This is a genomic window from Virgibacillus sp. 7505, from assembly GCF_002272135.1.
Taxonomy (GTDB): Bacteria; Bacillota; Bacilli; order Bacillales; family Amphibacillaceae; genus Terribacillus.
In genome coordinates, this window is sequence record NZ_NPBF01000021.1 from 161,101 (window position 1) to 182,901 (window position 21,801).

The 21,801-nt window shown below is 44.6% G+C and carries 25 protein-coding genes; 17 read left to right on the forward strand and 8 right to left on the reverse strand.

From position 1 onward, the window contains the following. Positions 1-4: 4 nt before the first annotated feature. Positions 5-1,573: a glycine betaine uptake BCCT transporter gene (locus CHH91_RS08315; RefSeq protein WP_095222988.1), complete on the reverse strand. Its 1,569-nt coding sequence runs from the start codon at positions 1,571-1,573 to the stop codon at positions 5-7. A gap of 209 nt (positions 1,574-1,782) precedes the next feature. On the opposite strand from CHH91_RS08315, the gene CHH91_RS08320 reads away from it, so the two are divergent. Beyond that, positions 1,783-2,610: a polysaccharide deacetylase family protein gene (locus CHH91_RS08320; RefSeq protein WP_286160726.1), complete on the forward strand. Its 828-nt coding sequence runs from the start codon at positions 1,783-1,785 to the stop codon at positions 2,608-2,610. Positions 2,611-2,635: 25 nt separating this feature from the next. Here the strand turns inward: CHH91_RS08320 and CHH91_RS08325 are convergent, their stop codons facing one another. Beyond that, entirely contained in the window at positions 2,636-4,108 is a 1,473-nt protein-coding gene (locus tag CHH91_RS08325; RefSeq protein WP_095222989.1) for an aminotransferase class I/II-fold pyridoxal phosphate-dependent enzyme, read from the reverse strand. A gap of 125 nt (positions 4,109-4,233) precedes the next feature. Here CHH91_RS08325 and CHH91_RS08330 point away from each other — a divergent pair, with 125 nt between their 5' ends. Continuing rightward, a complete protein-coding gene (locus CHH91_RS08330) occupies positions 4,234-4,503 on the forward strand; it encodes a UPF0223 family protein (protein ID WP_095222990.1) in 270 nt (89 codons plus the stop codon). A gap of 33 nt (positions 4,504-4,536) precedes the next feature. Here CHH91_RS08330 and CHH91_RS08335 read toward each other — a convergent pair whose 3' ends face one another. Beyond that, a complete protein-coding gene (locus tag CHH91_RS08335; protein ID WP_095222991.1) occupies positions 4,537-5,160 on the reverse strand; it encodes a YktB family protein in 624 nt (207 codons plus the stop codon). 143 nt (positions 5,161-5,303) lie between these two features. On the opposite strand from CHH91_RS08335, the gene CHH91_RS08340 reads away from it, so the two are divergent. Both CHH91_RS08340 and CHH91_RS08345 read left to right on the forward strand, forming a co-directional pair. Next, positions 5,304-5,492, forward strand: a complete 189-nt coding sequence (locus CHH91_RS08340; RefSeq protein ID WP_176465728.1) for a hypothetical protein — start codon at positions 5,304-5,306, stop codon at positions 5,490-5,492. Between the two features lie 42 nt (positions 5,493-5,534). Continuing rightward, entirely contained in the window at positions 5,535-6,335 is an 801-nt protein-coding gene (locus CHH91_RS08345) for an inositol monophosphatase family protein (RefSeq protein ID WP_095222993.1), read from the forward strand. Positions 6,336-6,359: 24 nt separating this feature from the next. On the opposite strand, the gene CHH91_RS20525 is transcribed toward CHH91_RS08345, so the two are convergent. From CHH91_RS20525 to CHH91_RS08355, 3 genes are all read right to left on the reverse strand, one after another. Further along, entirely contained in the window at positions 6,360-6,524 is a 165-nt protein-coding gene (locus CHH91_RS20525; RefSeq protein WP_176465729.1) for a DUF5325 family protein, read from the reverse strand. Positions 6,525-6,540: 16 nt separating this feature from the next. Continuing rightward, on the reverse strand, positions 6,541-6,744 hold the full coding sequence (locus CHH91_RS08350) for a YlaI family protein (RefSeq protein WP_095222994.1): 204 nt from the start codon (positions 6,742-6,744) through the stop codon (positions 6,541-6,543). Between the two features lie 118 nt (positions 6,745-6,862). Further along, positions 6,863-7,327 (reverse strand): hypothetical protein, encoded by a 465-nt coding sequence (locus tag CHH91_RS08355; protein ID WP_095222995.1) that lies wholly within the window; start codon positions 7,325-7,327, stop codon positions 6,863-6,865. A 164-nt stretch (positions 7,328-7,491) separates the two neighbouring features. Here CHH91_RS08355 and CHH91_RS08360 point away from each other — a divergent pair, with 164 nt between their 5' ends. The 3 genes from CHH91_RS08360 to pyc all read left to right on the forward strand — a co-directional run bounded on the left by CHH91_RS08360 (position 7,492) and on the right by pyc (position 12,605). Beyond that, positions 7,492-7,782: an Fpa/YlaN family protein gene (locus tag CHH91_RS08360; RefSeq protein ID WP_038559874.1), complete on the forward strand. Its 291-nt coding sequence runs from the start codon at positions 7,492-7,494 to the stop codon at positions 7,780-7,782. 147 nt (positions 7,783-7,929) lie between these two features. Beyond that, a complete protein-coding gene (gene ftsW, locus CHH91_RS08365) occupies positions 7,930-9,174 on the forward strand; it encodes a putative lipid II flippase FtsW (RefSeq protein ID WP_095222996.1) in 1,245 nt (414 codons plus the stop codon). Beyond that, the gene (gene pyc / locus CHH91_RS08370) at positions 9,162-12,605 is read left to right on the forward strand and encodes a pyruvate carboxylase (protein WP_095222997.1); all 3,444 of its coding nucleotides are present in this window, start codon (positions 9,162-9,164) and stop codon (positions 12,603-12,605) included. The genes ftsW and pyc overlap by 13 nt, the downstream gene beginning before the upstream one ends. 38 nt (positions 12,606-12,643) lie before the next feature. Here pyc and CHH91_RS08375 read toward each other — a convergent pair whose 3' ends face one another. Beyond that, positions 12,644-13,552, reverse strand: coding sequence for a COX15/CtaA family protein (locus CHH91_RS08375; protein ID WP_286160727.1), 909 nt, complete (start codon positions 13,550-13,552; stop codon positions 12,644-12,646). Positions 13,553-13,820: 268 nt separating this feature from the next. Between CHH91_RS08375 and cyoE the strand changes: the two genes are divergently transcribed. From cyoE to coaD, 9 genes are all read left to right on the forward strand, one after another. Continuing rightward, a complete protein-coding gene (gene cyoE / locus CHH91_RS08380) occupies positions 13,821-14,756 on the forward strand; it encodes a heme o synthase (RefSeq protein ID WP_095222999.1) in 936 nt (311 codons plus the stop codon). Positions 14,757-14,857: 101 nt separating this feature from the next. Then, positions 14,858-15,379 (forward strand): GNAT family N-acetyltransferase, encoded by a 522-nt coding sequence (locus CHH91_RS08385; protein WP_095223062.1) that lies wholly within the window; start codon positions 14,858-14,860, stop codon positions 15,377-15,379. A gap of 80 nt (positions 15,380-15,459) precedes the next feature. Further along, positions 15,460-16,494, forward strand: a complete 1,035-nt coding sequence (locus tag CHH91_RS08390; RefSeq protein WP_176465730.1) for a CAP domain-containing protein — start codon at positions 15,460-15,462, stop codon at positions 16,492-16,494. Positions 16,495-16,596: 102 nt separating this feature from the next. Beyond that, on the forward strand, positions 16,597-17,028 hold the full coding sequence (gene ylbD, locus CHH91_RS08395) for a YlbD family protein (protein WP_176465731.1): 432 nt from the start codon (positions 16,597-16,599) through the stop codon (positions 17,026-17,028). Positions 17,029-17,043: 15 nt separating this feature from the next. Continuing rightward, positions 17,044-17,277 carry a YlbE-like family protein gene (locus tag CHH91_RS08400; RefSeq protein WP_095223002.1) on the forward strand — a complete coding sequence of 78 codons (234 nt, stop codon included), beginning with the start codon at positions 17,044-17,046 and terminating at the stop codon, positions 17,275-17,277. A gap of 50 nt (positions 17,278-17,327) precedes the next feature. Beyond that, complete coding sequence (locus CHH91_RS08405; protein ID WP_095223003.1) at positions 17,328-17,765, forward strand: YlbF/YmcA family competence regulator; 438 nt, start codon at positions 17,328-17,330, stop codon at positions 17,763-17,765. 102 nt (positions 17,766-17,867) lie between these two features. Beyond that, positions 17,868-18,143: a YlbG family protein gene (locus tag CHH91_RS08410; RefSeq protein ID WP_095223004.1), complete on the forward strand. Its 276-nt coding sequence runs from the start codon at positions 17,868-17,870 to the stop codon at positions 18,141-18,143. Between the two features lie 205 nt (positions 18,144-18,348). Next, on the forward strand, positions 18,349-18,924 hold the full coding sequence (rsmD, locus tag CHH91_RS08415) for a 16S rRNA (guanine(966)-N(2))-methyltransferase RsmD (protein ID WP_286160728.1): 576 nt from the start codon (positions 18,349-18,351) through the stop codon (positions 18,922-18,924). After that, a complete protein-coding gene (gene coaD, locus CHH91_RS08420; RefSeq protein WP_095223006.1) occupies positions 18,921-19,397 on the forward strand; it encodes a pantetheine-phosphate adenylyltransferase in 477 nt (158 codons plus the stop codon). Before rsmD ends, coaD begins: the two co-directional genes overlap by 4 nt. On the opposite strand, the gene ylbJ is transcribed toward coaD, so the two are convergent. Beyond that, entirely contained in the window at positions 19,394-20,578 is a 1,185-nt protein-coding gene (ylbJ, locus tag CHH91_RS08425; protein ID WP_176465736.1) for a sporulation integral membrane protein YlbJ, read from the reverse strand. The genes coaD and ylbJ overlap by 4 nt on opposite strands. A gap of 174 nt (positions 20,579-20,752) precedes the next feature. On the opposite strand from ylbJ, the gene CHH91_RS08430 reads away from it, so the two are divergent. Then, positions 20,753-21,775 (forward strand): SepM family pheromone-processing serine protease, encoded by a 1,023-nt coding sequence (locus CHH91_RS08430; RefSeq protein WP_095223008.1) that lies wholly within the window; start codon positions 20,753-20,755, stop codon positions 21,773-21,775. The last annotated feature ends 26 nt before the right edge of the window (positions 21,776-21,801 follow it).

The following is a 21,801-nucleotide window of genomic DNA, read 5'->3' on the forward strand; positions in this document are numbered from 1 at the left end:
GGAATTAATCCTCTGTCTTTTTCGTAGATTGTTTTGGTGTGTTATCCAGATTCAAACGTTGTGCTTCTTTTTTTAGGGTAATGATAAGCGATATAACGACTAAAATCAAAATGATCGCAAATGGAAAGGCAGCAATAATCGAAGCAGTCTGCAATGCGCCTAAACCATCCTCACCGCCAACCCACAATAGTATTGCAGCAGTTGCGGACTGAACCAATCCCCAAATCAATTTCACTGTCTTAGAAGGATTCAGATCACCATTCGTCGTCTGCATACCTAAAACGAATGTGGCAGAGTCTGCGGAAGTGATGAAGAAAGTCGCTATCAGCAGCAATGCTAATACCGAAAGGATCATACCGCCAGGAAGCTGTGTCAGCATAGCGAACAATCCTACTTCTTCACCAAGTGCTGAAATGTCGCTAAACAGATCGATGTTTTGGAAGTATTCCATATTGATTGCAGTAGATCCAAAAACAGCGAACCATATTGCGCCAAATATGGTCGGAACAAGAAGTACACCAGTAACGAATTCTCTAATTGTACGTCCTTTTGATACTCTGGCAATAAAAGTTGCGACAAATGGTGCCCATGCTATCCACCATGCCCAGTAGAACAATGTCCAATCTCCAATCCAGGAGTTATCTGTATCATATGGCGTTAAACGCAAGCTCCATTCAGGAAGATGCTGCACGTATTGTCCAAACGATGTGACAAAGGAATCAAGAATAAAATTAGTTGGTCCCAGCAAGAGTACAGCGAGCATTAGCAAAACAGCAAAGATTATATTAGCATTACTAAGAATTTTAATTCCCCTGTCCAGGCCGCTGAGCGCAGAACCAATAAATAGTACAGTAACAATTACGATAATAAGCAACTCAGTGGTGAATGTCGGTTCAATTCCTTCGAATAGATAAGAAATCCCGCCACTAATTTGTATTGCGCCAAGACCAAGTGAAGTAGCTACACCAAAAATTGTCGCAAATACAGCAATTATATCAATTACTTTTCCAAGTGGACCAAATACTCGTTTTCCGAATACTGGTTCCAGGATTGCACTTATCACACCGCCGCTTGATCGTTTGCGGAAGGTGAAATAGGCAATTGCCAAAGCAAGAGTAGCGTATATTGCCCAGGGATGCAGACCCCAGTGGAAAAAGCTATAGGAGATGGCGGTCGTACCAGCTTCAGCAGTTCTTGCTTCATCGACCACGCTCGGAGGAGAGTTAAAGTGGTTAAGAGGTTCAGATGCTCCCCAGAATACCAAACCGATGCCCATACCAGCACTAAATAGCATCGCGAACCAAGATATGTAACTATATTCCGGTTCATCCTCTGGCTTACCTAATGTGATTTTTCCATACTTAGAGAAAATAAGGAAAAATGCAAAACCTAATAGAAGTGTAGCAGTTATTAAGTAGAACCACCCAAAACGGTCGACAAGAAAATCTTGAATTACAGTTGTAACATTATTTACGTTTCCGTTTGGAAGTAGAGACTCTGGAATGCTTCCCCAAATCAAGAAAGCAATGACTATTCCCATACCCCACCAAAAAACGCTTGTTGTTTTCTTCATAAAACAATCCTTTCTGCTTTAAAGCTCGTATAATTTGCGTAAATGACCATTATAACAACCTCTACTTCAAGTTCCTACCCATTCCGACAAATTAGTAAACCATGACCAGTACATTTCTACTAAACTCGACACGATACGATCTTCTTGCATTACAACTCCAAAACTTTCCTCTATAATGGCAGTATTATGTAAAAGTGGAGGTTTTTCTAGTGAAGAGATTCTTAGTATTTCCCATGCTCCTCTGCCTATCCGGCGTGTTGATCAGCGGTTGTGCCAGCTCGGAGCAGACGAGTACTGAGTCAAATCAAGCCGCAAGTACGGAGGGTGCTGCATCCGAACAGAATCAAACTGCGGAAAAAAATGCAGATCAGCAGGAAGCTGACGAGAAACAGGAGGAACAGCAAGAACCGGAATATAAAGTTTCGGAAGTCTCTTCTATTGTACCGATTGACGATGCCGAACCGCAGGTCGCACTTCTGACATTCGATGACGCTCCCGACAAACATGCGCTTGAAATAGCTGAATCGTTGAAGGAAGCTGATGCACCAGCAATATTTTTCGTGAATGGTCACTTTTTGACAACTGATGAACAAAAGGAAACATTGAAGAAGATTCATGACATGGGGTTTGCAATCGGGAACCATACCTACAGTCATGCCAATCTGAATGATCTGACCGACGAAGAAGTAAAAGAGGAAATTCTCAAAGTGAACGAAGAGGTCGAGGAGATCATTGGAGAAAAACCTGAATTCTTCAGAGCTCCGTTTGGAGAGAATACAGACTACAGCAGACAGCTGGCTGAAGATGAGGGAATGACGGTGATGAACTGGACTTATGGATACGATTGGGAAAGCCAGTATCAGGACAGTGATGCTTTAGCGGATATCATGGTAAACACGGAACTGCTAGGCAATGGAGCCAATCTCCTCATGCATGATAGAGAATGGACAGCTCAAGCTGTACCAGACATTGTGACAGGCTTGAAAGATAAAGGCTATAAGCTTGTGGAACCAGATACAATAGAGCGACCTTCATAAAAAAACTCCCCATACGGGGAGTTTTTTATTGGAAAGCATGGTGTTCTTTGATAACGCGGATATATTCAATCGATTCATCCATCAAACCTTGTACCGGCAGGCCGGCTTCCAGATTTCTTTTTATATAGCTGATATTATCGATACTGATGATTTCACCTGGAATGAAAATCGGGATTCCTGGCGGATAGACCATGATGGATTCAGCACTGATCCGGCCTTCTGCTTCTGCAAGCGGAATTGCTTCTATATCTGCATAAAAAGCATCTCGGGGACTTAAGGATAAGACAGGTATTTCTGGTATAGATACCTCAATTTCGACTGCAGAAATCTGTGCTTGACGAAGGTCTGCTAAATCTGTCAATGCATCTATAAGCTGCTGGATTTCCACAACAGTATCAGCCGGTGTTATCAAAAACAGCAAGTTATACAAGTCGGATAGTTCAACCTCGATATTTTTTTCTTTTCGCAGCCAGCGTTCTGCTTCGCTGCCGGATATACCGAGCTGTTTTACCGACACAAGCAGTTTGGTGGGATCCATGGCAAAAGCAGCCTCTGACCCAAGGATTTCCTCACCAGCACAATATAGGCCTTCTATGGCGTTGATGCTATGCCGAGCATCATTTGCCAGCCGGATGGCATGTTCGTTCATCTCTTGACCTTCGGTGGCAAGCTGGCGGCGTGCTGCATCCAAAGAAGCGAGAAGTATATAAGAAGTACTCGTCGAAGTAAGCATGGAAAGGACCGTTTGAACCTGTTCATGACGTACCAAACCCTCGCGCAGATTCAAAATGGAGCTTTGCGTCAGTGAACCTCCCAGTTTGTGGACACTGGTTGCAGCAAGGTCTGCTCCTGCAGCCATGGCTGATACAGGCATTTCATCGTGAAAGTGAATGTGAACACCATGTGCTTCATCAACTAGAACAGGGACTTCATAACTGTGGGAAATCTCTACGATACGTGCTAAATCGGCAGCAACACCAAAGTAGGTCGGATTGATGACGAGAACAGCTTTTGCATCCGGATTCGCTTCCAATGCTTTTTCTACGGCTTCCGGAGTGATACCGTGCGATATACCTAGCTTATCATCCACTTGAGGATGTACGAAGACAGGTATCGCTCCAGAGAAGATGAGCGCGCTGGTCACGGATTTATGGACGTTCCGTGGGACGATGATCTTATCTCCTGGTTTACATACACTCATTACCATTGCCATGATCGGAGTGCTTGTTCCCTGGACCGAAAAGAACGTATAGTCCGCTCCGAAAGCTTTAGCAGCAAGCTGTTGTGCTTCTTGGATCATCCCATGGGGGTGATGTAAATCGTCCAGAGGTTCTATATTTATCAAATCGATGGAAAGAGCATTCTCACCTATAAATTCCGAGAATTCTTTATCCATTCCTTTGCCGGTTTTATGTCCTGGTATATGGAACTGTAACGGTTTGTTCGCCGCATGCTTGCGCACACCATCGAACAGTGGTGCTTGATCTTGTGAAAACATCTTAGCTGACACCTCTTTACAAGTTAAAAACAAAAGAATTATAGCAAAACTGCGACACGATTACTAGCGTCGCATGGAAAGTTATTTTCGTGTTACACTATTATCCAGGGAAAAGGAGGGATAGAATGAATTACAGCTATCCAATTGATGAAACATGGACGAAAGAGGAAATCATTGACGTAGTGAATTTCTTCTCGTTAGTGGAGCGTACATATGAAGATGGAAGTGTACGGGAAGATCTGCTGCTCGCGTATGAACGTTTCAAGAAAGTTGTACCTTCAAAATCAGAAGAAAAACAGCTGGACGCTAAGTTTCAAAAGGATTCTGGTTATTCCAGCTATAGAGCAGTCCAGAAAGCTAAGGCTGCTTCACCTGGGGCAAAAATAAATATGTAAAAAATCCCTTCCTCTTACAGGAAGGGATTTTTCTTATGCGGGCTCGTAAGCAGCCTGTTCGTAAAGGATAGCTGTATGTTTTAGGACATCCTGACATACCTTAAGGAAAGCTTCCTTAGAAGCAAGCGCAGGGTCATCAGGCCGCAAATGAATCCCGCATACTAGTTCTGCTTTTTTGACATGCTGCAGTCGATCTGCAATTTTGTCGTATAACTCATCGGAAATAGGAGAAGCATCGGGTTTCATATGATCCATTGACCAGACGTAATGAGAAGGAATGGATTCGAGAATCTGCTTTTTTGCTTCTGTCATTTTCTGACCGAGTGTTTCCTTTAACGGGCTTTCATAAATAAGGGCAAACTGAACGAAAACATGTGTACCCCACAACCCTACTTGAAAATGAGGCAGCTTTTTATATCCGCGTTTGCTGGATGCAAGAGCGGACCATGTGTCGTTCGGTGCGTTCTTCGTGCGTCGTGCATGCTTAGCTACATGGACATACATATCATGGTCTGTCACTTGTTCTGCGAACGGAGCTAGTTCTGTCGCGATCATCTCCAATTTTGGAGAGAGGCGGCTTCGAAGCACTTCCATTCTTTCATCTAAACCATCTATTGTAAAAACATCGAAATCTTCTTTTGTGAATAATGCTGTCATTAATGTCACTCCTTGCAGAAATCTTCCTTCATCATACCCGTCCAATAGGTAAAATGCAAGCAAGGAAAGGTTTACAAACCGCACTGCAGTGGTAAAAAGAAACAACTTGATAGGATGGTATAAATAGATAGGAGGAGATGGAGATGCGTGATGTAATGGAGGCGTTACGAAAAAGGGAAGCTCAAGAGAAGGTGCCTGCTATACGTCTTGAAATCGATTATTATCTAGTTACTTTACATGATGCCATGCAGGAGGAAGATGACAAAGCAGTGAAGGAAGCTAAGGCGAAGCTTCGTGTACTCAGCGAGCAATTGAATCGGTTCGAATCGTGAAATTATTTGTGATAAGCTAGTGGAAAGAATGGGGGCCACATGATGGAGCAATCAATGAAGCATACATTGCATAAGCAAGCACAACAGTGGGTGTTGGAAGCGGGACAGCTTATCAAAGAGAAAATGGATGAGCCATTGGAGATCATGACAAAGTCAAGCCCGAAAGATCTTGTAACAAAGATGGATAAAGCAGTGGAGTCTTTCTTTTTGGAAAAAATACGCGAGAACTACCCATCACATAAAGTGTTAGGGGAGGAAGGTATTGGAGAAGCTGTTTCTGAAACGAAAGGCACAGTCTGGATAATCGATCCGATTGACGGAACGATGAATTTTGTCCATCAGAAATCTAACTTCGCCATATCAATAGGCATTATACATGATGGTGTTGCGGAAATAGGAATCATTTACAATGTCATGGAGGATACACTCTATCATGCAAAGCGCGGCGAAGGGGCCTTCAAGGATGATTTTCAGTTGCCAAACCTTCCTGAAAAGACGCTCGATCAATCGATCATAGAGCTCAATCATTTCTGGCTCTGTCCCAATCGCCGTGTGAATGAAGAAAAGCTGCAGCAGCTCGTCTATCGTGCAATGGGAACGCGAGCATATGGATCAGCAGCATTGGAGCTGGCTTTTCTGGCTGAGGGGATTACAGATGCTTACTTAACCTTCAGTCTGCAGCCCTGGGATTATGCTGGTGGATTTGTAATCCTCCAAGAAGTAGGAGGAAAACTGACCGATGCAACAGGGGAGCCCGTCGATTTTCTGAATAAGACAACAGTAGTCGCAGCCAATAGCAGCATCCACGGGGAACTGATCAAGGATTATATCGAATTGAAATAAAAAAGACGGGTTAGCCCGTCTTTTTTACTGTCCTTTTCTTTTTGCGAAGATACCAGCACCCATAATGAAGAAACCGGCGATTATCGCAACTGTCATTAAACCATAGTTTTGATAGCTGATCGTCACGCCTGCTGCTACGAAGCAAGCAATAACCATTATTGCAGTCAGCAAAGCTAATCCCTTTGACATCGTCTCACCTCATTTATTAAATTAAAGGTTCATCTGTCTTCTTTTCCCGGTATAAATTGAAGTTCCCGGTCGCTTTTCGTTCCTTCGTCCGCAATGAGATACGGTCCGAGCAATCGCTGCATATATGCATGGTATTGCGCCGATTCCGCAGTTTCTTTGCATGCGGACTTCCTTCATCTATTTCTTCGACTTTATCGCAAAGTACACATTTTACACGCATGCTATCACCTCAGGAGAGTATAATACTTTTCCAGTTTACCATACGGAATGCTATTGTGTGTATCTTACAAAAAGTCTCTATCAGTCATATCCGCTTCCGGTAGATTATAAACAGGAACTCAGCAGATCTTTATTTGACGGATGGCTTTAATTGGATCTTCTTTTCTGCTGGGCAGGTAACAGTGGGCAGGTCCGGTTTCTTTGATGCTGCGTCCATCTATTGCGAACAGAAACATACTTTCCTTAAGCTCGTCCAAAGGTACAATTTCTTCCCCAGTGTCTGTCAGAAATACCGCATGCATGGCATCTGCTTGTATACTGGCTGTGTTGAGGAAATCGGAGATAGGCATAACATAACTGTTTTCAAGTGCCAGCTTTCTTTCGGCCTTAGTAAGGCTCTTATTGATAGGCGGCTTCATTTTTTGCTGATAAACAGAACGATCCCAGTGTTTTTCTTCCGAAGCGGGGACTGACTCGACCTCTTTAAAAGCGTTTTCAAAAAGGATTTTGCGATCATCAAAAATCCAGACGGATGGATCAAGTGTAAGTGGGAAATCCACTTTGCCTGTCAGGGTGATTACCATATAGTGACACTTCCTTTTCCAGTAGTATCTATAGATACAGCTTAACATAAAGAATGTGACAATTGACAACGATTCGACAAAAATATTAGCTGGACGTGTCTTGCAATTTAGCAGGACTACCGCTAGAATTGTATAGAAGAAGTCTGTTTAACGGAGGGATAATATTGATATCTGAGATCACCGTTAGTAATCAAGAGAAAGCATATGCCCTTCTTTTGGCGGATGCTGATAAAATACTTAAACTAATCAAAGTACAGATGGACAATTTGACCATGCCTCAATGTCCGCTTTATGAAGAAGTACTCGATACTCAAATGTTTGGTTTGTCACGTGAGATAGATTTTGCAATTCGATTGAATCTCGTAAAAGAAGAAGATGGAAAAGAGCTTCTTGAAAACTTGGAAAGGCAATTGAATGTGCTGCATGAGGCAGCGCAGCGGTCTATGCGTCCTTAAAGCTTACGGCCGCCTGCAATTGCTTGTACGGGCATCCCATACGAAAGATGAAACCCCATTGCCCTTTTATTCGGCGGGGTTTTTTTATTATTCTATGAATCTGGCGGTTTGTAACGATCGTAAAATACATACTATGGGAGCTTTAAAATGAAAAAAAGATTGCGTAATTTCGATTTTACTTTGCTATTCACCCCACTGCTGCTGACCGTTTTCGGAGCAGTGATGATTTACAGTGCAAGCTATACAGTGGCAGTAGTCAAATACGATGCTTCACCAACGTTCTTTTTTGTCAGATCGTTGATGTGGATTACTTTAGCTGTTCCAATCTATGCGTTTTTCTGTTTTGTTCCATACCAGAAGTTCCAGAAATGGATTAAGCCGATCTTGCTGGTAGTTGTCGTCCTGCTGATTCTCGTCTTATTTACGGAAAAAGCAAATGGATCTCGCTCATGGTTCGATCTTGGATTTTTCAGTCTGCAGCCAGCCGAATTGGCTAAAGTAGCTATGATTATCTATCTTTCTGCAGTCTATGCCAAAAAACAGAAATACCTGGACAGTTTTTCGAAAGGCGTATTGCCGCCTCTTATTGCCTTAGGCCTCATTCTTGGCTTGATCGTGATCCAGCCGGATGTTGGTTCAGCTTCTATCGTATTCCTGATATCCTGCTCGATCATAATCAGTGCCGGTATTCGTTTAAGGCACTTGAGTCTATTGATTGCAGCAGGTGTCGGACTCATACTCGCTGTATTGCCGCACATGGTCAACGAAGAACGTATCTCACGTTTCACTGGAGCTTATCAGCCATTCAGTGACGAGAACGTCCAAGACGGAGGCTTCCAGCTTGTACAATCCTATCTTGCTATCGGCACAGGCGGGATTTTCGGGGACGGGCTGGGGCAAGGCATCCAAAAGCTAGGCTATCTGCCAGAGCCGCATACAGACTTTATCATGGCTGTCATAGCGGAAGAGCTCGGATTTATCGGAGTTGCTGCTGTACTGGCAATGCTCGCAATCATTGTGCTGCGCGGATTCTATATCGCCAGACAATGCCGCGACAGTTTCGGTTCGTTATTGGCAATAGGCATTTCGTCGATGGTGGGGATCCAGACCTTCATCAATCTGGGCGCAATCACCGGTCTATTGCCAATCACAGGTGTTACACTGCCATTTGTCAGTTACGGCGGTACATCCTTGATGATTCTATTCGCCTCCATGGGTATTCTGAATAATATCGCCAAGCATGTACGTTCACAAGAGCTGATTGTGTCAGAAAGCACCTTTACGCAGGACAAGCGGGGAAGACGTCCCTCCAATCGACAGAGGATCCGCACCACTAGTACTACTACACAAACCAGGGAAAAGACTAGAGGAGGAGAACGATGGACGAACTAAGGGGAATCAACAAAGTTCTAGTAGCAAATAGAGGGGAAATTGCGATTCGTGTATTCCGGGCTTGTGTCGAGCTTGGAATACATACGGTTGCAATTTATTCGAAAGAGGACAAATCTTCAAGTCACCGCTTCAAGGCGGATGAGGCATATCTGGTCGGCGAGGGGAAAAAGCCGATTGATGCCTATCTTGATATCGAAAATATTCTAGAAATTGCGAAAACTTCCGGTGCGGATGCTATTCATCCAGGATACGGTTTCCTTTCTGAGAATATTCATTTTGCCAGACGCTGTGAAGAGGAAGGGATTATCTTCATCGGCCCGCGCAGCGAACAACTTGACATGTTTGGGGATAAGGTAAAAGCGAGACAGCAGGCTTTACTTGCTGAAATACCGGTGATCCCTGGTACTGACGGGCCTGTCCAAACACTGGACGACGTTAGAGCCTTCGCTGATACCCACAACTACCCAATCATTATCAAAGCTTCTTTGGGCGGCGGCGGACGTGGTATGCGTGTCGTGCGTTCAGCAGAAGAGCTGGCCGAAGCTTATGAGCGAGCGAAATCAGAGGCTAAAGCAGCTTTCGGCAGTGATGAAGTGTATGTGGAGAAGCTTATTGAAAATCCAAAACATATCGAGGTACAGATCCTTGGGGATAGTGCCGGTAATGTTATACATTTATACGAACGTGATTGCTCCATACAGAGAAGGCATCAAAAAGTGATTGAGGTAGCTCCAAGTGTTGGCCTGCCGGAATCACTTCGGATTGCTATCTGTGATGCGGCAGTTAAATTGATGAAAAATGTTTCCTATCTCAACGCAGGAACAGTTGAATTTCTTGTTTCAGATAACGAATTCTATTTCATCGAGGTTAATCCCCGTGTCCAAGTAGAACATACCATTACGGAACTGGTAACAGGTGTAGATATCGTTCAGACACAGCTTTTGCTGGCTCAAGGATACAGCCTTCAAGACGAACGTCTTCATATTCCGGCGCAGTCTGAGATTAAGACAAACGGTTATGCAATACAGGCACGTGTAACGACAGAGGATCCGCTAAATAACTTCATGCCGGATACAGGTAAGATAATGGCTTATCGTTCCAGTGGAGGCTTCGGTGTTCGACTGGATGGCGGTAATGCTTTCCAAGGCTCCGTCATTAGCGCTTACTATGATTCCCTGCTCGTTAAAGTATCGACGTGGGCGGCGGATTACAAACAAGCTGCATACAAAATGGAAAGAAACCTTCGGGAGTTCCGTATTCGAGGCATCAAGACAAACATTCCATTCCTGGAAAACGTCATCCTGCATGATAAGTTTTTGTCTGCTGATTATACGACTGGCTTTATCGATGAAACTCCGGAACTGTTCGTCTTTCCGAAACGTCAGGACAGAGGAACGAAGATGCTCCAGTATATCGGCTATACAACTGTCAATGGATTTGATGGCGGCGGAAAAGTCGAAAAACCTGATTTTCCAAACCCGAGAGTTCCGAAGCTTGCAAAAGGGCTCGATTACCAGAACGGAACAAAACAGATTCTGGATGCGCATGGTCCGGAAGGGCTTGCTGACTGGCTGAAAGAGCAGGAAGAAGTCTTGCTGACGGATACAACTTTCCGAGATGCTCACCAATCACTGCTTGCTACCCGTGTAAGAACGAAGGATCTATTAACAATAGCTGAGCCAACTGCCAAACTATTGCCGAACCTATTTTCTGTTGAGATGTGGGGCGGTGCTACCTTCGACGTGGCTTATCGTTTCCTGAAGGAAGATCCGTGGGAGCGCTTGGCTAAGCTGCGTGAGAAAATGCCGAACGTGCTGTTCCAGATGCTGCTTCGTGCAAGCAACGCTGTCGGGTACAAAAACTATCCGGATAACGTCGTTGAGAAATTCGTCAAAGAAAGTGCCGAAGCCGGCATTGATGTGTACCGTATCTTCGATAGCTTGAACTGGATCGAAAACATGAAGCCTGCAATTGAAGCTGTCCGCAACCAAAATAAAGTGGCAGAAGCTGCGCTTTGTTACAGTGGGGATATCCTGGATCCGAGCCGCACGAAATATGATCTGGCTTATTATACGAAGATGGCGAAAGAGCTTGAATCAGCAGGTGCTCATATTATCGGAATAAAAGACATGGCAGGATTGCTCAAACCGCAGGCAGCATATGACCTTGTCAGTGCTTTGAAGGATACCGTATCACTACCGATTCATTTGCATACGCATGATACGAGCGGTAACGGAGTTTTGACATATGTTAAGGCTGTGGAAGCTGGTGTAGATGTTGTCGACGTTGCTGCAGGCTCTATGGCTGGCCTTACTTCTCAGCCGAGCGCAAGCTCCTTCTATCACGCGATGCAGGGGATGGAGCGCAGGCCGTCCATTAATGTTGAAAATTATGATGAACTGGGATCTTATTGGGAAGATGTCCGCACTCGCTACAGTGATTTCGAGAGCGGCATGAAGGCTCCGCATGCTGAAGTATATCTGCATGAAATGCCAGGCGGACAATACAGCAATTTGCTGCAGCAGGCTAATGCGGTTGGACTAGGCGATCGCTGGGATGAAGTGAAGGTCATGTACAGAAGAGTAAACGATCTTTTCGGAGATGTTATCAAGGTTACACCTTCCTCCAAGGTTGTAGGTGATATGGCATTATTCATGGTTCAAAACGACTTGGATGAAAGAAGTGTCATCGAGAGAGGTGCAGCACTTGACTTCCCTGATTCTGTTATCGAATTCGCTCAAGGCTATCTTGGTCAGCCTTATGGCGGCTTCCCGAAAGAATTACAGAAGGTCATTGTAAAGGATCGGGAGGTAATCACCGAACGACCGGGCAAACTGCTTCCGCCTGTTGATTTTGATGAGCTGCGAAGTGAATTGGATGAAAAAGTGGAAGCTGACATTACAGAACAGGATGTTACTGCTTACTCCTTGTATCCGAAAGTGTTTGAAACGTACGCAGCTTTCAAAGAAGCTTATGGTGACTTGTCTGTACTGACAACACCAACTTTCTTCTACGGTATGAAGCTGGATGAAGAAATCGAAGTGGAAATCGAACCAGGAAAGACCTTGATCGTAAAGCTTGTTGCAATTGGGGAAGCAGGGCCGGATGCGATGCGGACGATCTACTTCGAATTCAATGGACAGCCTCGTGAAGTACTAGTTCGGGATGAACAGGTACAGGCAACAGTTAAGACGACACCAAAAGCTGATAAACAAAATAAAAAGCATATTGGTGCGACAATGCCTGGAACAGTTATCAGATCACTCGTTACCGGCGGGGAGCATGTACAAAAAGGACAGCAGCTTCTTATTACAGAAGCGATGAAGATGGAAACAACAGTACAAGCGCCATTTGATGGGAAAATCAAAGACGTTTATGTGAAAGATGGAGAACCGATTCAGGTTGGGGATCTGCTAGTAGAATTTGAATAAAAAAAGAGGTCCGTGCTATGACAGCAGCGGACCCTTTTTTATTGTTCTTTTTCGTATTTCGCACTTCGGAAGGATAGCATGATATAGTATGTCATGATTCCAAAGTAAACGCTGATGATCAAGGAATGCATCAGTGCTACGAATAAATTCATTGCTGTAAAGACAACAAGCGCACCGACTACTGCTTGTGATGCTAAAAGACAAAAGCTGATGATCCAGCCTTTGGACATCACTGCGTGGTCTTTGTAACGGCGAATCACTTGAATCATGATAATGAAGGACCAGACCAGTGCAAGCATTGCAGCACCACGGTGGAGCATTTGTACCATTTGTGCCGTACTCAATCCGAAGAGACTAGGATCAGCGTTGGAGCATAGTGGGAAATCTCCGCACACAAGGCTTGCATTCATGTGACGTACAAGCGCTCCGGTATATACGACCAAATAGATGAAAATTGTATGGAGATAAAATTGAATTCGCATCCCTTTCCGGATGACAAGTGCGCGGGCATCGAACTTCTTGTCCACTTCAAAGACGATTAGCGTCAGCAGAAGAACGGAAGCGAATGAGATAAGTGAGATACCAAAATGAAGTGCCAATACAGTGTCAGACTGCTGCCAAACAACAGCTGCTGCCCCAATCAATGCTTGTATGACAAGAAAGGCTACTGCCATGATGGACAGAAACTTAACTTCCCGAATATGACCGATCTTGCGCCAAGCGAGGATTGCCAGCAATAGAATGACGATCCCCATTGTGGAAGAAACAAATCGGTGGGCAACTTCTATGATAAGCTCAGGCGTGATATTGGTTAATGCCCCTTCACATAACGGCCAGCTTTGTCCGCAGCCATCTGCTGAGCCTGTCTTGGTAACAAGGGCGCCGCCAAGCAGGATGAAGAGCATACCTATGGTGCTGATCACAGATAAGATTTTCAATAATTTCACGAATAAACACCTCTTATATACAAACTTATAACTATGACAAAAAAACATTAAGCTTATCGTAACATGAAATCTATTTAAAGAAGGACATATTTCTTGTCAATTTTATGACCTGTACAAACGCATGAATAAGGAATGGCTGATATGATAAGGTATTAGTTCGGCAAATTGTCAAAAACGGTTTTATTTGCTGCAGCTGGACGTGTTACAATGTTAAAAGTGTGATAGAATACAAGAATTATGTTTAACCAAGCAGAAAGGATGTGCTGGTGTGGAAAAGATCGAAACAACTTCTTCACAAGTATTGAACGGTGCTGAACAGGCCGATTCTACTACTAGTCTGTGGACAGACTTTAAGGCGCTTATAAAAACTGGTATTATAAATTCAAATCTATTGACTGCATTCGGCGGTTTCTGGCTCGCACTCTATATGACGAACCAACAATTCGTCAACCATATCCCGACGTTCATTTACATGATGCTCGGAAGCGGATTGGTCATAGCTGGCGGATGTGTGATCAATAACTATTACGATCGTGATATCGACCATGTAATGAAGCGGACGAAAAAACGTCCGACAGTTACAGGCACGATTCCGCTCTCTGTCGTGCTGACAATGGGTATAGGATTTACTGTCCTCGGCGTCGGATTTTTATTCCTGACAACGTGGCAAGCAGCAGCGATTGGTATATTCGGCTGGTTTGCTTATGTCGTACTTTATACGATGTGGTCTAAACGTCGCTATACAATCAATACAGCAATTGGAAGCTTCTCCGGAGCGGTTCCTCCTCTAATCGGATACGCTGCTATCGATGGCGGTTTGAGCACAGAGGCTTGGATCGTTTTCGCTATCATGTTCATCTGGCAGACACCGCATTTCTTAGCACTGGCTATGAAAAAAGCAGAGGATTACAAAGCTGCGAATATTCCAATGCTGCCTTCTGTATATGGCTTTGGAATTACGAAGCGCCAAATCGTTGTTTATACAGCATGTTTGCTTCCGCTTCCGTTTTATTTAACTACACTGGGAACAGTATTTGTTATCATCGCTAGTGTGCTGAATATCGGCTGGCTTGCAATCGGTATAGCTGGGTTCTTTATGAAAGATGATCTGAAATGGGCTACCTGGATGTTCGTGTACAGCCTGAATTACTTGATGATTTTCTTTATCGCACTTGTGATCTTCACAACTCCTGCGATTTTCTAATTTAAGACACCTCCATATTGGAGGTGTCTTTTTTTGTGTTTATATAGTAGGAAGTATCGGGAATAAGAACCATAAATGTGCATCGGAGAGAGGGAAAGTAAATGGATATGGAAACACCGCGTTTAACGATGAAAGCTATAACACTGGATATGGGGAAGCAGCTCGTTCGATTCCCGCTTACCTTCTTTTATGAACAGGAAATTTCCTACGTTACTGATTGGCCTACAAATGCATTAAAGGCAGAGCTGCCTCTATATTTGGAGGAATTCGCTACTGGACAGACAAGCTTCGGTTTTGGACCGTGGATCTTACATACAAAATATCAAAAGGAAATGGTCGGGGACATTTTTATCAAGCAGCCTTCTCATGATGCAGCTCAAGCTGAGTTATATTTTGAAATACGTGAGGAGATGCAAGGGAAAAGATATGAAGACGAAGCAATCGTCAGCATTTGTGATTGGCTGCTGAAGCATGGTATCGAAACAATACATGCTTTTTGTAGGCCGGAGGAGGAAGAAAAGCAAGAAGTCCTTACAAGATGCGGCTTCAAAAAGCTTGGCCAAGTAGGAGGATTGATTCAGTTCAGGACGTATGGGCACCTGCTTCCGGCAGATGGTATGTGAAGCTTGTCGAAGGAGTCGACTATCTCCTGAATGGATTTTGTATTATAATAGGTGCAACTTACGGAAAGGGGGCAGGATGCATGAAAAGCTTACGAATTGTATTATTGTTACTCGTTGTGGGAGCAGGTGTGCTGTTCTTTTGGAACAAGGATGATTATCTGGCTCCTGCCCAGGATACAAAGTCGGTTGAGTCAGGAGATACAGAGCAAACGCCAAAGGCGGAAGCTGCCCAAAAACCGAATGGTGATATAGAACGGTGGATCAACCAAGCACCTGAAACATTAGAAGAAGATCAGGGCGAACCAGATCGGATCGATGAGTCTTCGTATGGATATGAGTGGTATATATATGATAAAGGTGATGCATATGCACAGTATGGTGTGAAAGATGGACGTGTCATCACTGCCTTTGCTGTCGGTGAGGCATCCCTTGCAAAGGCGAAGCTTGGAGAAAGTCGTGAGGAAGTCGAACAGGATTATCCTCTGCAAGACGAGGTGTCCTTCCGTTATGACAGCAATCGATATACATTCAAGCTGAAGGATAAGGATCAGCAAATACAGCCGCTTGCCCAGATTGGTGATGGTTTGTTTGCTCAGTTCTATTTCGATACGTTTGAAGATGAACTGACAGGAGTGCGGGTGCTGACTGATGAACAGCTCGTCATGGAACGGCCTTATGACGTAACATATACAGGCCAGCTGCCTGAGCAGCCGCAGCTCTCAGACGAAGAATGGCAGCAGGTGCAGGGAGGAATGGAACAGCAAATCATTGATATAACCAATGTGATGCGTGCGAATTTTGACGTCCCGCCATTGAAATGGAATGACCAGGTAGCAGCTGTTGCGCTTGGTCATAGTGAAGATATGCAAAAGCAGCAGTATTTCTCTCATGTGACGCCAAGTGGTGAGGAGCTCGGAGATCGGCTTGCTGATGGTCAGGTCAAGTTCCAAAGTGCAGGTGAGAATATCGCCGCGGGCTATACAGATGCCCCAGCAGCAATGATTGGATGGCTGAACAGTGAAGGGCATCGCAAGACAATGCTTGAACCATCTTATGAAGAGCTTGGGGTAGGCGTTTATCGTTATTACTATACGCAGAATTTTCTTTTACAATAACGGGATTTCCATTGTGGAATCCCGTTTTTTTTTTGTGTCATTTCCCCAATGCTTTCATACATTGGTCAGAGAGGGTATTTATCTGGTTAGGAGATGAATGTAATGTCAGATTCGAATTTGCATCCATCTATTCAGGCATTCAGACAGTTCGTAGAGCAGCACCCCAAGCTAATTCAAGAGGTTAGGCAGAAACGCGCCGGATGGCAGCCATACTATGAAAAGTGGGTACTGATGGGCGAAGAGGATCCGAGCTGGCAGGTATATAAAGATGGACAGAATGCAAAGGCGGAAACAGAACCAAAAGCAGAAACAGATGCAGAGCAAGCTGGAAAGGAATCAGAAGAAACAGGGAAAGAAATGTTCAACAAGGTGTTGGGAATGGCTAATCAGTTAGATTTGCAAAAACTGCAAGGACATATCCATCATTTGAATGGAGCGCTTGAGAATATCAAGCAATTGATCGGACAATATCAAGGTGTCAAACAACAGCTGCCTTCAAAGAAGAAGACTCCAACATTTTTCCATAGGGACTAAAAAGGAGGTATGCTGATGCGACAGGAAATATATCAACGGCTGCAGCACCGGGAAGAACTGCTCCGTTTTGTCAGACTTCACCCGGTATGGTACCGTACACTAGCACGTGACCCAAGTTCATTCGCAGATTTGGAAAAACAAGCGAATTATTTTTACGGTAAAACTGTCCCGCAGCGCATTGGGAAATTTGGCGATCAGCTGAGTATGGTGAACATGCTGATTCAGATGGCACGAGCAATGCGGGATTAAACACTTTTCATTTCCCTATTATTTGGTATGATAATAGGGGAGGTGGTTCTATGTTTGCAACTATGGAATTCGTCGAGCTCCTGGAGAAGTCCGAGCAATTGGGAATGATGATACGTGAGTCGGAAGTGATGGCGGCATATAGCTCCGCGCAATCCGCACTCTACCAGAATAGTGAGACGAAAGCTAAAATCGACGCATTCACGGCTATTAAGGAACAGTATGAGGAAGTGCAGCGATTCGGCAGATACCACCCTGATTACAGCTTCATCATGAAGGAAATCCGCAGCAAGAAGCGTGAGATGGATATGGATGCCAACGTTGCGGCATTTAAAATAGCAGAGCGTAATCTGCAAAAACTGCTTGATGATATTAGTTCCAAACTTGCTTCAACTGTGAGCAAGAATGTCAAAGCCCCGCGATCTGGTGCAGCTTTAAAAGACTCTGGCTGCGGCTGTGGAAGCGGCGGCGCCTGCGGGTGTGCTTCCTGACAATATTCCGGTAAGCTTAGGCTTGCCGGTTTTTTTGTGTTGCTCCAAGGGGGCAGGCTTTGCTACACTAAGAAAAAAGCTGTAAAGCGAGGAACATCAATTATGTTGACAAAACGGCAAGGAATCGTCGTATGGTTCCAGCATATGAAAAATATTAAGCAGCTGAAGCGGCATGGACACTTGGTTTTCGTGTCCAAAAAGCTTAAATACGCGATGATATATGTGAACCTGGAGGAGGCCGAAGAGAAGGAAGCAGCGTTGAATAAACTGCCATTCGTCTCTAAGACGGCGTTATCTTACCGTCCCTTCGTCCGTACCGATTTCGAGAATGCGAAACAGGATAAAGCGAAAGAATACGATTATAAGATTGGTATATAAAAAAAGCCTGCAGGGAAAAGCCCTGCAGGCGCCTTTTGTTTCCAATGAAAACAAACAGGCAAAGGGAGAGGAGAAACCGGAGGAAGAGCTTATGGGGAAACGTAAGTCTTCTCCGTGTTCATGAAGCAGCTATTAGCGTGATAGCCGCTTCAATAGTACAGTATGGACTGGCTTAGCCGGGAATATACATCGTTTTTTTGAAGGAGTGAAATGTATGCGAGTGATTGCTGGAGAGCATAAAGGCAGGGCATTGAAAGCTGTCCCGAACCAATTGACAAGACCAACGACGGATAAAGTGAAGGAGAGCCTATTTTCTGTGTTGGGACCTTTTTTTGAAGGCGGTGAATGCCTGGATTTATTCGCAGGAAGCGGCGGACTTGGGATAGAAGCCTTGAGCAGAGGAATGACACACTGTATCTTTGTGGATAAGCAAGGGAAGGCTGTCGAGACAATCAAACAGAACCTGACAACCTTGAGGCTGACAGACTACTCGGAAGTATACCGGAATGATGCGCTGCGCGCACTGAAGGCCGTCGCAAAAAGGGAGAAACAGTTCGATCTTATTTTTCTGGATCCGCCGTATCAAAAGATGTCCTACGAGGGTCTTTTGGAGCAAATCAGTGAAGCGGGTATACTGGGAGCAAATGGACGAATTGTTTGTGAACATGATGCGAAGAAGGACATGCCGGAGTTCATAGCTGGATTGCAAGCTGTAAAACAGGACGTATATGGAAATACTACAGCTATTACTATCTATCAAGCTGCCAAGGGGGATGAGTGATGACGATTGCTATGTATCCAGGTTCGTTCGATCCTGTCACCAATGGCCACGTGGATATTATCCAGCGAGCAGCCGCAATATTCGATCAAGTAATCGTTGCAGTGGCAGTAAACAGCAAAAAAAAGCCGCTGTTCAATGAAGAGGAGCGACTGGAGCTTTTACGGCAGTCGGTAAGACATATCTCTAACGTATCTGTAGTTAAAGCAGAAGGTCTCACCGTTGACTTTGCCAGGGAACATGATGCTAAAGTTTTGGTCCGCGGATTGCGAGCAGTGAGTGATTTTGAAAATGAGATGCAGATCAGCGGTATCAACCGGCATTTAGAGCCAGGATTAGAGACAATCTTCATAACAGCAGATTCTGCTTATAGCTTCTTGAGCTCCAGTATCGTGAAGGAGGCAGCAAGCTTTGGAGCTGATATCAGTAAGCTCGTGCCGCCTCCAGTACAGGAAGCCATCAAGCAAAAATATTAATTTAACCGGCGTCTCAGCAGGATCAGTGTGCCAATTGAAAGCATGATGAGTGTGAAAACAGGTCCGAATGACGAAAGAAAACGCAGCAGCTCCACGGAAGTGTCAGGAGCTGTTTTTTCATGCAGGAAGGTAAGGATACTTGTTTCCTGATGTCTGGCGTAAAGCGGTCCATATAGGATAGCTGTTAATCCTGCTGCGATGAATCCGTGGAGCAGGCGGGCAAAAAAGTACGGTGCGAACCGGATATCCGTCTCGGCGAGAATACTTGCCACTTGTGCTTGGACTGAAAAACCATTGAATGCAAGAATGAAGCTGACGATAATGGCAGGGAAGAAAAAGTTGGATCCTGATGCTTGTGCGATCATTTGCCCACCCATTGTAATCTCGAATAATCCAGAAAACATTGGGACTACCAGGTCTGCTGGAACTCCGAAAATGCTGGTTATCATTTTTAAGCCATATGCCAGGGAATCTGTGATGCCCAAAATGAATAAAAGCTTATTGAAAACGGAAAACATGATAATGAATCCGCCAATCATAAGTAATGTTTGGATGGAATTTACGACGGCATCTCCAAAAATCTTGCCAAATGGTCTCTTATCAGCCATCCGCGTTTCATGCAGTCCCCGGAAGGCGCGGCTAATCAACCCTTTTTCCCGGACGTAAGTCGAACGGGGCTCAGATCGGCCGTAGAAGCGCATGCAGATACCTACTAGTATATTACCTCCGTAATGCGCTGCGGCGAGCAGGATGCCAAGCTCGGCTTCCCCGAAAAAACTTACGGCAATCACACCAACAATAAACAGGGGGTTGCTCGCATTTGTGAAGGAAACAAGACGCTCGGCTTCGATTTTCGTCAGTTGTTTTTCCTGACGCAGACGGCTTGTCAGTTTCGCACCTGATGGATAGCCACTGGCCATTCCCATAGCAAGCACAAAACTGCCGACACCTGGAACATTGAACAAAGGCCGCATGATCGGTTCACAAAAAACTCCTATAAAACGAACCATCCCAAACGCAATCAGCAGTTCTGCAGTGATAAAGAAAGGCAGGAGGGATGGAAAGACGACTTCCCACCACATATTCAATCCACGTATGCTGGCTTGCAGTGATGGGTCCGGATACATAATTAAACTGACCGCCAGCAGCAGTGCAGCCCCAGCCAGCAGAACTGATTTCATTTTTTGCACAAAAATCCCTCCGATTTATGACAGCTGTACTTCTTTAATTCGAAGTAGTACACTTAAATTCAGCCTGATTGTACAGGCTATCTTAACTATACGCGTGCTCAAAAGGGAAATATGCTTCTTCTTCTGAATAAGTAGAGAAAGCGGGCACAGAAGGGGAACTTGTATATGAAACAGAACACACGTTATATCCTGTTCGTTATTCTGCTGCTGATCATCGTCTTCTGTTTTTCCGGAATTTACAGAATGCCATATTATGTATACAAGCCGGGTGCAGCAGATCCTCTTGACCCAATTGTATCTGTAGATGGCAGTGAGAAAAGCGAAGGTGATATGCATCTAGTCACCGTACGGGGCGGACAAGCGACACCATTCCAATATGTGATGGCTAAAATACTGCCATATCATCAAATTGAAAAACTAGAAGATGTCATACCGGAGGGTGTATCCGAAGAAGAATATACACAAGCACAGCTGATGCAGATGGAGAGCTCTCAAGAAGCTTCTACTGTCGTTGCCTATGAGGCAGCTGGAGCAGACCTGCAAATTGATTTCAAAGGTGTATATGTCGTGTCAGTCGTTAAAGATTTACCGGCTGATGGCCAGCTCAAGCAGGGCGATCACATCACAGCTGTTGATGATCAGCAAGTAAAAGAAGCAACCGATCTGACTAATTATGTTACATCCAAGCATGTGGGTGACACCATCACTTTGAAGATAGAACGAGATGACAAACAGCTAGAAAAGAAGCTGGAGCTACAGGAACTGCCTGATTCCAAGGTACCGGGAATCGGAATCACACTCGTGACCGATCGAGATGTTACCGAAGATCCGGAAGTGACCTTCTCGAGCGGACAAATCGGCGGACCGAGTGCGGGTCTTATGTTCAGCTTGGAAATTTATGATCAGCTGGAGGAGGAAGATATGACAAAGGGCCTTCAGATATGCGGAACCGGTGAAGTGGATTATGAAGGAAATGTCGGCCGTATCGGCGGAATCGACAAGAAGGTTGTAGCTGCGGATAAAGAAGGCTGCGACGTCTTCTTTGCTCCAAATGAACAAGGTGCCGAAGATTCGAATTACCTTGTGGCAAAACAAACAGCAGAAGATATCGATACAAATATGAAAGTTGTACCAGTCAATACCTTTGATGATGCAAAAAAATACTTAGAAGAAATGCCAGAAAAATAATAAAAAGGATGCATCTCTCTGATGCA

What these genes read in the sequence shown, in the direction of transcription:
- CHH91_RS08315 (WP_095222988.1), bottom strand. Translation starts at nt 1,573, where the DNA reads ATGAAGAAAACAACAAGCGTTTTTTGGTGGGGTATGGGAATAGTCATT.
- CHH91_RS08325 (WP_095222989.1), bottom strand. Translation starts at nt 4,108, where the DNA reads ATGTTTTCACAAGATCAAGCACCACTGTTCGATGGTGTGCGCAAGCAT.
- CHH91_RS08330 (WP_095222990.1), top strand. Translation starts at nt 4,234, where the DNA reads ATGAATTACAGCTATCCAATTGATGAAACATGGACGAAAGAGGAAATC.
- CHH91_RS08335 (WP_095222991.1), bottom strand. Translation starts at nt 5,160, where the DNA reads ATGACAGCATTATTCACAAAAGAAGATTTCGATGTTTTTACAATAGAT.
- CHH91_RS08340 (WP_176465728.1), top strand. Translation starts at nt 5,304, where the DNA reads ATGCGTGATGTAATGGAGGCGTTACGAAAAAGGGAAGCTCAAGAGAAG.
- CHH91_RS08345 (WP_095222993.1), top strand. Translation starts at nt 5,535, where the DNA reads ATGGAGCAATCAATGAAGCATACATTGCATAAGCAAGCACAACAGTGG.
- CHH91_RS20525 (WP_176465729.1), bottom strand. Translation starts at nt 6,524, where the DNA reads ATGTCAAAGGGATTAGCTTTGCTGACTGCAATAATGGTTATTGCTTGC.
- CHH91_RS08350 (WP_095222994.1), bottom strand. Translation starts at nt 6,744, where the DNA reads ATGCGTGTAAAATGTGTACTTTGCGATAAAGTCGAAGAAATAGATGAA.
- CHH91_RS08355 (WP_095222995.1), bottom strand. Translation starts at nt 7,327, where the DNA reads ATGGTAATCACCCTGACAGGCAAAGTGGATTTCCCACTTACACTTGAT.
- ftsW (WP_095222996.1), top strand. Translation starts at nt 7,930, where the DNA reads ATGAAAAAAAGATTGCGTAATTTCGATTTTACTTTGCTATTCACCCCA.
- pyc (WP_095222997.1), top strand. Translation starts at nt 9,162, where the DNA reads ATGGACGAACTAAGGGGAATCAACAAAGTTCTAGTAGCAAATAGAGGG.
- CHH91_RS08385 (WP_095223062.1), top strand. Translation starts at nt 14,858, where the DNA reads ATGGATATGGAAACACCGCGTTTAACGATGAAAGCTATAACACTGGAT.
- CHH91_RS08390 (WP_176465730.1), top strand. Translation starts at nt 15,460, where the DNA reads ATGAAAAGCTTACGAATTGTATTATTGTTACTCGTTGTGGGAGCAGGT.
- ylbD (WP_176465731.1), top strand. Translation starts at nt 16,597, where the DNA reads ATGTCAGATTCGAATTTGCATCCATCTATTCAGGCATTCAGACAGTTC.
- CHH91_RS08400 (WP_095223002.1), top strand. Translation starts at nt 17,044, where the DNA reads ATGCGACAGGAAATATATCAACGGCTGCAGCACCGGGAAGAACTGCTC.
- CHH91_RS08405 (WP_095223003.1), top strand. Translation starts at nt 17,328, where the DNA reads ATGTTTGCAACTATGGAATTCGTCGAGCTCCTGGAGAAGTCCGAGCAA.
- CHH91_RS08410 (WP_095223004.1), top strand. Translation starts at nt 17,868, where the DNA reads ATGTTGACAAAACGGCAAGGAATCGTCGTATGGTTCCAGCATATGAAA.
- ylbJ (WP_176465736.1), bottom strand. Translation starts at nt 20,578, where the DNA reads ATGAAATCAGTTCTGCTGGCTGGGGCTGCACTGCTGCTGGCGGTCAGT.
- CHH91_RS08430 (WP_095223008.1), top strand. Translation starts at nt 20,753, where the DNA reads ATGAAACAGAACACACGTTATATCCTGTTCGTTATTCTGCTGCTGATC.